At 67.6% G+C, this 12,092-nt stretch carries 7 protein-coding genes; 2 read left to right on the forward strand and 5 right to left on the reverse strand.

The features are described 5' to 3' along the window. Positions 1–3: 3 nt before the first annotated feature. Positions 4–1,746: a putative bifunctional diguanylate cyclase/phosphodiesterase gene (gene cdpA / locus BCO18175_RS18660; protein WP_205818858.1), complete on the reverse strand. Its 1,743-nt coding sequence runs from the start codon at positions 1,744–1,746 to the stop codon at positions 4–6. 279 nt (positions 1,747–2,025) lie between these two features. Between cdpA and BCO18175_RS18665 the strand changes: the two genes are divergently transcribed. Beyond that, positions 2,026–2,577, forward strand: a complete 552-nt coding sequence (locus BCO18175_RS18665) for a peroxiredoxin (RefSeq protein ID WP_174915160.1) — start codon at positions 2,026–2,028, stop codon at positions 2,575–2,577. 88 nt (positions 2,578–2,665) lie between these two features. Here the strand turns inward: BCO18175_RS18665 and BCO18175_RS18670 are convergent, their stop codons facing one another. Further along, complete coding sequence (locus BCO18175_RS18670) at positions 2,666–3,295, reverse strand: NAD(P)H-binding protein (RefSeq protein ID WP_174915161.1); 630 nt, start codon at positions 3,293–3,295, stop codon at positions 2,666–2,668. Positions 3,296–3,623: 328 nt separating this feature from the next. Here BCO18175_RS18670 and BCO18175_RS18675 point away from each other — a divergent pair, with 328 nt between their 5' ends. Further along, the gene (locus tag BCO18175_RS18675; protein ID WP_174983085.1) at positions 3,624–5,072 is read left to right on the forward strand and encodes an NYN domain-containing protein; all 1,449 of its coding nucleotides are present in this window, start codon (positions 3,624–3,626) and stop codon (positions 5,070–5,072) included. Between the two features lie 90 nt (positions 5,073–5,162). Here the strand turns inward: BCO18175_RS18675 and BCO18175_RS18680 are convergent, their stop codons facing one another. The 3 genes from BCO18175_RS18680 to BCO18175_RS18690 form a co-directional block, all read right to left on the reverse strand. Continuing rightward, complete coding sequence (locus BCO18175_RS18680) at positions 5,163–5,546, reverse strand: VOC family protein (protein ID WP_174983087.1); 384 nt, start codon at positions 5,544–5,546, stop codon at positions 5,163–5,165. Positions 5,547–5,653: 107 nt separating this feature from the next. Beyond that, positions 5,654–8,962, reverse strand: a complete 3,309-nt coding sequence (locus tag BCO18175_RS18685; RefSeq protein WP_174983090.1) for an efflux RND transporter permease subunit — start codon at positions 8,960–8,962, stop codon at positions 5,654–5,656. Between the two features lie 3 nt (positions 8,963–8,965). Beyond that, the gene (locus tag BCO18175_RS18690) at positions 8,966–12,079 is read right to left on the reverse strand and encodes an MdtB/MuxB family multidrug efflux RND transporter permease subunit (protein ID WP_174973198.1); all 3,114 of its coding nucleotides are present in this window, start codon (positions 12,077–12,079) and stop codon (positions 8,966–8,968) included. Positions 12,080–12,092 lie beyond the last annotated feature (13 nt).

The following is a 12,092-nucleotide window of genomic DNA, read 5'->3' on the forward strand; positions in this document are numbered from 1 at the left end:
GCGTCAGGCGGCGGCGTGCAGGTGCAGCTGCTGCGCCTCGAAGCGCCGCGCGAGCTCCTCGGACGGCAGCGCCTGGCAGACGAGCCAGCCCTGGATATGGTTGCAGCCCATCTCCGTCAGCAATTCGCGCTGCGCCTCGGTCTCGACGCCTTCCGCGACGAGCTCGAGATCGAGCGTCTGCGCGAGGCCGACCACGGCCGACACGATCGCGCGGTCGTTGCGCGAGGTCAGCAGGTTCTCGACGAAACTGCGGTCGATCTTCAGCTTTGCGAGCGGGAAGCGCTGCAGATAGGCGAGGCTCGAATAGCCGGTGCCGAAATCGTCGATCGCGAAGCGGATGCCGAGATCGGTCAGCTCCTCGAGCAGCCCCTTCGCCTGTGCAGGATCGTGCATCAGCAGGCTTTCGGTGATCTCGAGCACGATGCGGCGCGGGTCGATGCCCGTCAACGCGATCGCCTCGCGCACGCTCTGCGTGAAGCGCGGGTCGCGAAACTGCTGCGGCGACACGTTGACCGCCACGTACTGCAGCGCAAGCCCCTGGCGGTCCCAGGCGACGAGTTGCATGCACGCGGCCTTGAGCACCCAGTTGCCGAGATAGTTGATCAGGCCGATCGATTCGGCGAGCGGAATGAAGGTCGCCGGCGGCACGAGGCCATGGACCGGATGGCGCCAGCGGATCAGTGCCTCGACGCCGACCACCGCACCCGACTGGCTGCGTGTGATCGGTTGGAAATGGAGCGAAAACTCGCCGTTGCGCACGCCGTCGTACAGGTCGGCTTCGAGCTTCAGCCGTTCGGCGTCGGCCGGATCGTCGACGGGCGCGTGGAACGCGAGCGCGTTGCCGCCCGATGCCTTCGCTTGCGCGAGCGCGTGGTCGGCGCGGCGCAGCAGCGGGCTGTGGTGCTGCGCGCGATGCGGCACCGCGCGCTCGTCAGGGTAGAGCGCGATGCCGATGCTCGCGGACAGGTGCACGGTCTGTCCCTGGAACACGTAGGGCTCGCGCACCGCAGCCTGCAGCCGGCGCGCGAGCGCGTCGGCGGCATTGCTCGCCTGCGTGCGGTCCGGCGCGCCGAGCACGACCGCGAACTTGTCGCTCGCGACGCGCGCGAGCTGCTCGTTCGGCGTGACGAGCGCCTTCAGCCGCTGCGCGGTCTCGCGCAGCAGCATGTCGCCCGCGTCGTAGCCGAGCGCGCGGTTGATCCGCTGGTAGTCGTCGAGGTCGAGCAGCAGCAGCGCCGCGCAGGTGCCGTCCTCGTCGGCGGCCTGCTGCGCGCGCATCAGCGCGGGCACGAGCGCGGACAGGTTGTCGAGCCCCGTCATCGGGTCATGGTGCATTTCGTAGGTCAGGCGCGCCTCGAGCGCACGCCACGACGACACGTCGAACGCCGCGATCGCGAACCCGTCGACCCCGTGGTGGCGGCTCTTGAACGCGCGGATCTCGACGTCCAGCGGGTAGGTGAGCGACTTGACGATGCACATCGTCGCCTTCTCGACCTGGCCGGAGCGTGCGGCGCGTGCAAGCAGGCCTTCGAGCGCCGCGGTATCCTGTTCGGCGATCAGGTCGCGCAGCGTCAGCGTGTGCAGGTAGTCGCGGTGGTAGCCGATGAAGCGCAGGCTTGCGTCGGACACGTACAGAAAGCGCAGCTCGCGGTCGACATGGGCGAGGAAATCCACCGTGCCGACCGTCTGTTCCAGCCAGTTGCGCACGGAGTCGTCGCGGCGCGGCGCGCCGGCGCGCGCGGGCATCAGCGCGCCGCCCGACCAGGCGAAGCGGCGCAGCGTATGCAAGGCGCTGCGCCAGGAGCCCTTGCGTGACGTCTGTTTCCTGTTGGCTTCCATGTTTCTCGCTGACGTGAAGGGCTGGAACCGGTTGTCCGGAAGGAATAACGGCAGACTGTGCGGAATCTTTAACGGACCGGCCGCGGATGGCGTTGCCGCTGGACCGGATCGGTCACGCGGGTGTTCGACAGGCGAACGCTGGCATGGCCTACATCGAGGCTGACTTTATAAGAAATGAGGACGCAGATGAAGCGAAAACTGTTGCTGGGCGCCGCCGTGGCGGCGCTGGTGGGCGGCCATGCACTGATGGCGCAGGCGGAATTGAAGCCGGGTGCCGCGGCGCCCGATTTCACGACGCAGGCGTCGCTGGGCGGCAAGACTTACACGTACTCGCTCGCGGACGCGCTGAAGCAGGGGCCGGTCGTGCTGTATTTCTACCCGGCCGCGTTCACGAAGGGCTGCACGATCGAGGCGCACGCGTTCGCGGATGCGGTCGACCGTTACAAGGCTTACGGCGCGACGGTGATCGGCGTATCGGCTGACAAGATCGACACGCTGACGAAGTTCTCGGTGAGCGAGTGCCGGAGCAAGTTCCCGGTCGCGGCCGATCCGGACGCGAAGATCATCCGGGAATACGATGCGAAGCTGCCGGCGATCGACCGCGCGAACCGCGTGTCCTACGTGATCTCGCCGGAAGGGAAGGTTCTCTACGAATACACGAGCATGTCGCCCGACAAGCACGTCGAGAACACGCTCGCCGCCGTGAAGGCGTGGGCCGACGCGCATCCGAAGCAGTAAGCGCGGCGCCGCGCGCGCCAGAGCGGCCCGTCGTGCGGGCCGCCGGTACGGAACGACGCGCCGCCGAGCGGCGGCGCGTGCGGGGCTGCTAGGCGCGCAACGCCTGCTCGATCGGCACGCTGCCGCCGACGAAGCCGACGACCTTGCGCGAGATCCCGAGCTTGATCGCCTCGATCGCGGCCCAGGCCACATCCTGGCGCGACACGGGCGGGGCGCCTTCGAACCACGCATCGGTCAGCGCGATCTTGCCGACGCCCGGAACGTCCGTGAGCGGGCCGGGCCGCAGGATCGCGTAATCGACGCCCGACGCGATCACGCGATCGTCGCCTTCGCGCTTCATCTGCGAATAATGGTGCAGCGCGTCCGGGCCGAGCTCGGGCTGGTAGGCGGACAGCGAACTGATCACCACGAGCTTCTGCGCGTTGTAAGCCAGCGCGTATTCGGCCGCGCGGGCAACCGCGTCGCGGTCGACCTGCTCCTCTTCGGCCGCGCCTTCCGTTTCAGCCGAGCCGGCCGCGTAGATCACGTGCGAGATGCCCTGGAATGCGTGCGAGAAATCGTTCGTCAGATCGGCCTCGACCACCCGTGCGCCCGCCAGCGCATAGCCGTGCCGGCGCACAAGCGCCGTGACCTCGAACTCCGGCTGCTTGAGCAGCAGATCCGCGCAGGCCTGGCCCGTTCGGCCGGTCGCGCCAATCAGCAGTACCTTCGTCGTCATGAAACCGCTCCTTGCTCGATGCGTCATCCTATCCAGATAGGGACGGACGACCGATAACTCAAGTGTAATGTCGATTTGCCCCTGCGGCGGGTGCGTATTAAGGGGCGTACCGGCAGCGGGCGTACCGGCATCGGGCGTACCGACATCGGGCGCCAGCCGGGGCTGCCCGGCGCGGGCACGCGATCCGCAGCGGCGCGACCACCACCGACATTCCAGCTGTCATTCACTCACACGGATGCGGGAATGACGCGCCGACCGGCTATCATGTGCGCGATGCATTTTTCGCCGCTACGTCATACAACGCATCGGCCCACTGGTTGGAGTACACATGGCATTACCCCTGGACAACGTCAGCATGGCCGTGTTCTGCGACTTCGAGAACGTCGCGCTCGGCGTGCGCGACGCGAAGTACGAGAAGTTCGACATCAAGCCCGTGCTGGAGCGCCTGCTGCTGAAGGGCAGCATCGTCGTGAAGAAGGCTTATTGCGACTGGGATCGCTACAAGGGCTTCAAGGCGTCGATGCACGAGGCGAGCTTCGAACTGATCGAGATTCCGCACGTGCGCCAGTCGGGCAAGAACTCGGCCGACATCCGGCTCGTGGTCGACGCGCTCGACCTCTGCTACACGAAGTCGCACGTCGATACGTTCGTGATCATCAGCGGCGACTCGGATTTTTCGCCGCTGGTGTCGAAGCTGCGCGAGAACGCGAAGAAGGTGATCGGCGTCGGCGTGAAGAAATCGACGTCGGACCTGCTGGTCGCGAACTGCGACGAATTCATTTTCTACGACGACCTGGTGCGCGAGCAGCAGCGCGCGCTCGCGAAGCGCGAACAGCAGCAGCGCGCGGGCAACGGCGGCGCGAAGCGGCCGGACGAGCCGTCGCGCAAGCACGACCTGGACACGCGCAAGGCCGAGGCGATCGCGCTGGCGGTCGAGACGTTCGATGCACTCGCGTCGGAGCGGGACGACGTCGGCAAGATCTGGGCGTCGGTGCTCAAGAGCGCGATCAAGCGTCGCAAGCCGGACTTCAACGAGTCGTACTACGGGTTCCGTGCGTTCGGCAACCTGCTCGACGAGGCGCAGGCGCGCGGGCTGCTCGAAGTGGGGCGTGACGACAAGTCGGGCGCGTTCGTGTCGCGGGCACGCCAGTCGGTGGCCGCGGAGCAGGCTGCGCAGGCCGGCGACGGTGGCGCCGCACACCACGGCGCGCGCGCGGCGGAGCCGGCACGGGCCGGGCGCGAGCCGCGGCGTCGCGGGCAGCGGGCGGAAGCGTTTGTGCACGAAACCGTGCAGGTCGAGGCAGAAGAGGCCGCGATTGCCGAACCTGCCGAAGCAGTGGCAGTCGTGCCGGCTGAAGCGACCGAAGCGTTGGAAGTGGCCGAGATGCACGGCGACCCGAAGGATGGCCGCAAGCGTGCGCGCAAGAGCGCGGCGAAGAAGACCGGCGCGAAGAAGGGCGCCGCCGCGAAGAGCGCAAGCCGTCAGGCGGCCGGGAAGCCGGACGACGCCGGGCATGGCGCGGCGAAGCATGGTGGTGACAAGCACGCGCACGGCAAGCATGCGGGCGATACGCATCGCGATGCGGAGCAGGGCGACGAGCGCCACGCCGCAGTGACGCACGCCGAGCCGGCGGCCGGCGAGGTCGGCGGTGAGGCGGCTGCCGCGCCTGCCGAGGCGGCGGTCGACGCGCCTGCCGAAGCCAAGCCGAAGAAACCGGCCCGCAAGGCGGCACCGCGCGCGCGGCGTCCGCGCAAGACGGCACCAGCGGCCGAGTAACGGCCGCCGCCGGCCTCGGGTGTCGTCCGCAACAGGCCGACACCCAGCCCGCGCAATACCGGCCGGCGCAATGCCGGCCTGCCAGCGGAACTAGCCGTTCAGCACATAGGGCTGCGTCATCACTTCGAGGAAGTGGCCGTCCGGATCGTCGAAGTACACGCCACGCCCGCCGTTGTGGCGGTAGATGTCATCCGGTTGCCGCTTCGCCGGATCGGCCCAGTGTGCCAGCCCCCGCTCGCGGATGCGCGCCAGCACACGATCGAAGCCGGCTTCGTCGAGCAGGAACGCGTAATGCTGCGACGCGATCTCTCCCGCCTGTTCGTAAAAATCGAGCGACACGCCGTTGCCGAGCGGGACGACCAGCATCGCGCCGAACGGCGTCGGCGGCGGCAATTCCAGAAGCTCGGTGAGGAAACGGCTCGACGCGCGCTTGTCGCGGCACCAGACGATCGTATGGTTGAGCTGGACGTTCATGGTGTGTCCCCGTGCAGGGCCCCGCGATGGGCATGGACTCACGATAGCCGATCGTCGCGGCTGTTCAAGCGCAAAAAAAACGGCCGCCCACCGGGCGGCCGCTTTCATCACTCCCCGGCGACGGCCGGCCCGCCGGTATTCCCGCGGCGGTTGCGGCGTTTCTCGCCCCACACGCGGAAGCGGTCCATGTACAGGTAGACGACCGGCGTCGTATAGAGCGTCAGCACTTGCGACACGATCAGGCCGCCGGCGATCGCGATCCCGAGCGGCGCGCGCAGTTCGGCGCCGTCGCCGCTGCCGAACGCGAGCGGCAGCGCGCCCAGCAGCGCGGCCATCGTCGTCATCATGATCGGGCGGAAGCGCAGCAGGCACGCCTCGTGGATCGCGTCGAACGACGACTTCTGGTTGTTGCGCGTCTGGTCGATCGCGAAGTCGACCATCATGATCGCGTTCTTCTTCACGATACCGATCAGCAGGATCACGCCGATCAGCGCGATGATGCTGAACTCGGTCTTGAACAGCAGCAGCGCGAGCAGCGCGCCGACACCGGCCGACGGCAGCGTCGACAGGATCGTGATCGGGTGGATGTAGCTCTCGTACAGGATCCCGAGCACGATGTAGACGGCCAGCAGCGCCGCGAGGATCAGGATCGGCTGGTCGTTCATCGACTGCTGGAACGCCTGCGCGGTGCCCTGGAAGCTGCCAACGATGGTCGGCGGGACGCCGACCTGCGCCATCGTCTGGTAGATCACCTGCGTCGCTTGCGACAGCGACACGCCGGGCGGCAGGTTGAACGAGATCGTCGTCGCGACGAACAGCCCCTGGTGGTTGACCGACAGCGGCGTCGTGCTCGGCCCGAACGTCGCGATCGCCGACAGCGGGATCATCGTCGATTTCGACGTCGACACCGACGCACCCGACGACGCGCTCGACTTGCCGCTCGCCGCGATCGAGTTGAGCGCCTGGTTGCGCGCGGAGTCGGACGCGATCGCCGCGGCGCTCTGCGTGGCCGTGCCGGCGCTCGATGTGCCGGCGGAGGTTGCGGCGTAGGTGCCGGCGGCCGCGTTGGTGGTCTGCGAGCCATTCGCGCTGCCGCCCGACGTGCTGACCCACACCTGGTTCAGCATCTCGGGGCTCTGCCAGTACTTCGGCGCGACTTCCATCACGACGTGGTACTGGTTCAGCGGGTTGTAGATCGTCGAGACCTGGCGCTGGCCGAACGCGTCGTACAGCGTGTTGTCGATCTGCGCGGGCTTGATGCCGAAGCGCGCGGCCGTCGCGCGGTCGATCGTCACCATCGCCTCGAGGCCGCCTTGCTGCTGGTCCGAGTTCACGTCGGTCAGCTCGGGCAGCTTCTGCAGCGCCTCGGTCAGGATCGGCCCCCACTTGTACAGGTCGGCGCTCGAATCGCCGAGCAGCGTGAACTGGTACTGCGCGTTGCTCTGCCGGCCGCCGACGCGGATGTCCTGCGCCGCCTGCAGGAACGTGCGTGCGCCCGCGACGTCCGCCAGCGGCGGGCGCAACTGCTGGATCACCTGGTCGGCCGACAGCTTGCGCTCGGTGCGATCCTTCAGCGTGACGAACATGAAGCCCGAGTTGGTCTGCGTGCCGCCGGTGAAGCCCGCGACGCTCTTCACGTTCGGGTTGCTCTGCACGATCCGCATCATCTCGGAGAACTTCAGCTTCATCGCCTGGAACGACGTCGACTGGTCGGCCTGGATGCCGCCGATCATCAGCCCGGTGTCCTGCTGCGGGAAGAAGCCCTTCGGCACGACGATGTACAGGTAGACGTTCAGCCCGATCGTCGCGAACAGGGTCAGCAGGATCAGCAACGGCCGGCGCAGCGCCCACGACAGCGAGCGCTCGTAGCCGCGCTGCATGCGGCTGAAACAGCGTTCCAGGAATCGCGCGAAGCGGCCTTCGCTCTGCGGTTCGTGCGACTCGGGCAGCAGGCGCGCGCACATCATCGGCGTGACCGTGAGCGACACCGCGAGCGAGACGGCGATCGCGAGCGACAGCGTCAGCGCGAACTCGCGGAACAGGCGCCCGACGATGCCGCCCATCAGCAGGATCGGCAGGAACACCGCGACGAGCGAAATACTCATCGACAGCACCGTGAAGCCGACCTCGCGCGCGCCGTCGAACGCGGCCTGCATCCGCGACTTGCCGTTCTCGATGTGCCGCGAGATGTTCTCGAGCACGACGATCGCATCGTCGACGACGAAGCCGGTCGCGACGATCAGCGCCATCAGCGACAGGTTGTCGATCGAGAAGCCGAGCAGGTACATCGCGCCGAACGTGCCGATGATCGAGATCGGCACCGCGACGCTCGGGATCAGCGTCGCGCGCCAGTTGCGCAGGAACAGGAACACGACCATCACCACGAGGCTGACCGCGATCAGCAGCGTGTGCTCGGTGTCCTTCAGCGACGCGCGAATGGTGGTCGAGCGGTCGAGCACCGGCGTGACCGTGATGTCGGCGGGCAGCGACGCGGTGAGCTGCGGCAGTGCCGCGCGCACGCGATCGATCGTGTCGATGATGTTCGCGCCGGGCGAGCGGTAGAGGATCACGAGCACCGCGCGCTTGCCGTTGGACAGGCCGAGGTTGCGGAGATCCTCGACCGAATCGACGACGTTGGACAGGTCGGACAGCCGCACGGCCGCGCCGTTGCGATACGCGACGACGAGATCGCGGTATTGCGACGCCTGGGATGCCTGGTCGTTCGTATACAGCTGGTAGTGCTGCGGGCCGAACTCGATCGCGCCCTTCGGCGCGTTGGCGTTCGCGGAGGCGAGCGCCGCGCGCACGTCCTCGAGGCCGATCCCGTAGTGGAACAGCGCTTGCGGCTCGAGCTCGACGCGCACGGCCGGGTTCGCGGAGCCGCTCACCGAGACCTGGCCGATCCCGTCGATCTGAGACAGCGACTGCTGCAGCACCGTCGACGCGGAGTCGTACAGCTTCGCGGGCGACGAGGTCTCCGACGTCAGCGACACGATCATGATCGGCGAGTCGGCCGGGTTGACCTTGCGGTAGGTCGGGTTGCTCTTCAGCGCGGCGGGCAGGTCGGCGCGTGCCGCGTTGATCGCGGCCTGCACGTCGCGGGCGGCGCCGTCGATGTCGCGGTTCAGGCCGAACTGCAGCGTGATCCGCGCATTGCCGACCGTGCTCGTCGACGTCATTTCCGAGACGTCGGCGATCGAGCCGAGGTGCCGTTCGAGCGGGCTCGTCACGCTGGTCGCGACGGTCTCGGGGCTTGCGCCGGGCAGCGACGCCTGTACCGAGATCGTCGGGAAGTCGACCTGCGGCAGCGGCGACACCGGCAGCTTGATGAACGCGAACAGGCCCGCGAGCGCGACGCCGATCGCGAGCAGCGTCGTCGCGACGGGGCGGGTGATGAAGGGGCGCGACAGGTTCATCGCTTACGCATCCGTGCGCGTGCCGGCTTGCGGGCCGTGGCGTTCGAACCAGCCGCGCACGCGGCGCGCGAGCGAGTCGAAGCCGAGATAGATCACGGGCGTCGTGAACAGCGTCAGCACCTGCGACACGATCAGGCCACCGGCGATCGCGATCCCGAGCGGCTGGCGCAGCTCGGAGCCGGCGCCGGAGCCGACGATCAGCGGCACCGCGCCGAGCAGTGCGGCGAGCGTCGTCATCAGGATCGGCCGGAAGCGTAGCAGGCACGCCTGGTAGATCGCCTCGCGCGGCGGCTTGCCTTCGACGCGCTCGGCCTCGAGCGCGAAGTCGATCATCATGATCGCGTTCTTCTTCACGATGCCGATCAGCAGCACGATGCCGATGATCCCGATGATGTCGAGGTCGTGCCCGGTGATCATCAACGCGAGCAGCGCGCCGACGCCGGCCGACGGCAGCGTCGACAGGATCGTGATCGGGTGGATGTAGCTCTCGTACAGCACGCCGAGCACGATGTACATCGTGATGACCGCGGCGAGGATCAGGAACAGCTGGTTCGACAGCGACGCCTGGAACGCGAGCGCCGCGCCCTGGAAGCGCGTCTGGAACGACGCGGGCAGCCCGATGTCCTTCTCGGCGGTGTCGATCGCCTTGACCGCCTCGCCGAGCGACGCGCCGGCCGCGAGGTTGAACGAGATGGTGGTCGACGGGAACTGCGACAGGTGCGCGACCAGGAGCGGCGACGGCCGTTCGTGGAACGACGCGATCGACGACAGCGGCACCTGGCCGCCGCCCGCCGACGGCAGGTAGATGTCGTTCAGCGATTGCGCGTAGTGCTGCTCCTTCGGCTCGGACTCGAGAATCACGCGGTACTGGTTCGACTGCGTGAAGATCGTCGACACGATGCGCTGGCCGAACGCGTCGTACAGCGCGTTGTCGACGGTCGCAGGCGTGATGCCGAAGCGCGCGGCGCTCGGACGGTCGATCTCGATGTAGACGGACTGGCCGTTGCTCTGCAGGTCGGTCGCGACGTCGGCGAGCGACGGCTCCTGCTGCAGCCGCGCGACGAGCTTCGGCACCCAGGTCGCGAATTCTTCCGAGTTCGGGCTCGTCAGCATGAACTGGTACTGCGTCGGGCTGACGGTCGAGTCGATCGTCAGGTCCTGCACCGACTGCATGAAGAGCGAGATGCCGGTGATGTTCGCGACGCGGTGCTGCAGGTCGCGGATGATCTGCGCGGCCGTCTCGGAGCGTTCGTCGCGCGCCTTCAGGTTGATCAGCATCCGGCCGCTGTTCAGCGTGATGTTGCTGCCGTCGACGCCGATGAAAGACGTGAGGCTCTCGACGTTCGGATCCTTCAGGATCTCGGCCGCGAGCGCCTGCTGGCGCTCGGCCATCGCGCCGTACGAGATCGACTGCGGCGCCTGCGTGATCGCCTGGATCACGCCGGTATCCTGCGCCGGGAAGAAGCCCTTCGGCACGTAGACGTACAGCAGGCCCGTCAGCGCGAGCGTCAGCAGCGCGACGACGAGCGTCGAGCGCTGGCGGTTCAGCACCCATTCGAGCGCGACCGCGTAGCGCGCGATCACCCAGTCGATTGCCTGGTGCACGCGTGCCTCGAAGCGATGGCTCTCGGGCGGCGGCGAATGGCGCAGCAGCTTCGCGCACATCATCGGCACGAGCGTGAGCGACACGATCGCCGAGATCACGATCGTCACCGCGAGCGTGATCGCGAATTCATGGAACAGGCGCCCGACCACGTCGCCCATGAACAGCAGCGGGATCAGCACCGCGATCAGCGATACCGTCAGCGAGATGATCGTGAAGCCGATCTGCTTCGAGCCCTTCAGCGCGGCCTCGAGCCCTGTTTCGCCTTCCTCGACGTAGCGCGCGATGTTCTCGATCATCACGATCGCATCGTCGACCACGAAGCCGGTCGCGATGGTGAGCGCCATCAGCGACAGGTTGTTCAGCGAGAAGCCGGCCAGGTACATCACCGCGAGCGTGCCGATCAGCGACAGCGGCACCGACAGGCTCGGGATGATCGTCGCGTAGATGTTCGCGAGGAACAGGTACATCACCAGCACGACCAGCCCGACCGCGAGCAGCAGCTCGAACTGCACGTCGCGCACGGCGGCGCGGATCATCGTCGTGCGGTCGGTGACGATCTCCACGTCGAGCGCGGCCGGCAGCGTTTCCTGCAGCTTCGGCAATTGCGCCTTGATCGCGTCGACCGTCTGGATCACGTTCGCGCCAGGCTGGCGCTGCACGTTCAGGATGATCGCGGGGTCGGAATTCACCCACGCGCCGAGCTTGGTGTTCTCCGAGCCGGCGACGACCGTCGCGACGTCGGTGAGCATCACCGGGCGGCCGTTCTTGTAGGCGACGACCGCGCTGTTGTACTGGTCGGCGCTCGTGAGCTGGTCGTTCGCGTTGATCGTGTATGCGCGCGTCGGGCCGTCGAAGTTGCCCTTCGGCGTGTTCACGTTCAGGTTCGAGATCGTCGTGCGCAGGTCGTCGAGGTTCATCCCGTACTGCGCGAGCGCGGTCGGGTTCGCCTGGATCCGCACGGCCGGGCGGTTGCCGCCCGACAGGCTGACGAGACCGACGCCCGCGACCTGCGAGATCTTCATCGCGAGGCGCGTGTCGGCGAGATCCTGCACCTGCGTGAGCGGCAGCGTCTTCGACTTGACGGCGAGCGTCAGCACCGGCGCGTCGGCCGGGTTGACCTTCGCGTAGATCGGCGGGGCAGGGAGGTCGGACGGCAGCAGGTTGCCGGCCGCGTTGATCGCGGCCTGCACTTCCTGTTCGGCGATGTCGAGCGGCAGGTCGAGCGAGAACTGCAGCGTGATCACGGACGAGCCGGCCGAGCTTTGCGACGACATCTGGTTCAGCGACGGCATCTGCCCGAACTGCCGCTCGAGCGGCGCGGTGACCGACGAGGTCATCACCTCCGGGCTGGCGCCCGGATAGAAGGTCTGGACCTGGATCGTCGGATAGTCGACTTCCGGCAGCGCGGCGAGCGGCAGGAAGCGCAGTGCGACGAGACCGGCCAGCATGATCGCCGCCATCAGGAGGGCGGTGCCGACCGGCCGGAGAATGAAGAGGCGGGATGGATTCATCGAGCGGCCCGCG

The sequence above is a fragment of the Burkholderia lata genome (assembly GCF_902499335.1).
GTDB lineage: Bacteria > Pseudomonadota > Gammaproteobacteria > Burkholderiales > Burkholderiaceae > Burkholderia > Burkholderia lata_B.

Bases quoted from the DNA above. Each gene is read 5' to 3' on its own strand.
- BCO18175_RS18680 (WP_174983087.1), bottom strand. From the start codon at position 5,546: ATGAACGTCCAGCTCAACCATACGATCGTCTGGTGCCGCGACAAGCGC.
- BCO18175_RS18690 (WP_174973198.1), bottom strand. From the start codon at position 12,079: ATGAATCCATCCCGCCTCTTCATTCTCCGGCCGGTCGGCACCGCCCTC.
- BCO18175_RS18670 (WP_174915161.1), bottom strand. From the start codon at position 3,295: ATGACGACGAAGGTACTGCTGATTGGCGCGACCGGCCGAACGGGCCAG.
- BCO18175_RS18675 (WP_174983085.1), top strand. From the start codon at position 3,624: ATGGCATTACCCCTGGACAACGTCAGCATGGCCGTGTTCTGCGACTTC.
- cdpA (WP_205818858.1), bottom strand. From the start codon at position 1,746: ATGCCCGCGCGCGCCGGCGCGCCGCGCCGCGACGACTCCGTGCGCAAC.
- BCO18175_RS18665 (WP_174915160.1), top strand. From the start codon at position 2,026: ATGAAGCGAAAACTGTTGCTGGGCGCCGCCGTGGCGGCGCTGGTGGGC.
- BCO18175_RS18685 (WP_174983090.1), bottom strand. From the start codon at position 8,962: ATGAACCTGTCGCGCCCCTTCATCACCCGCCCCGTCGCGACGACGCTG.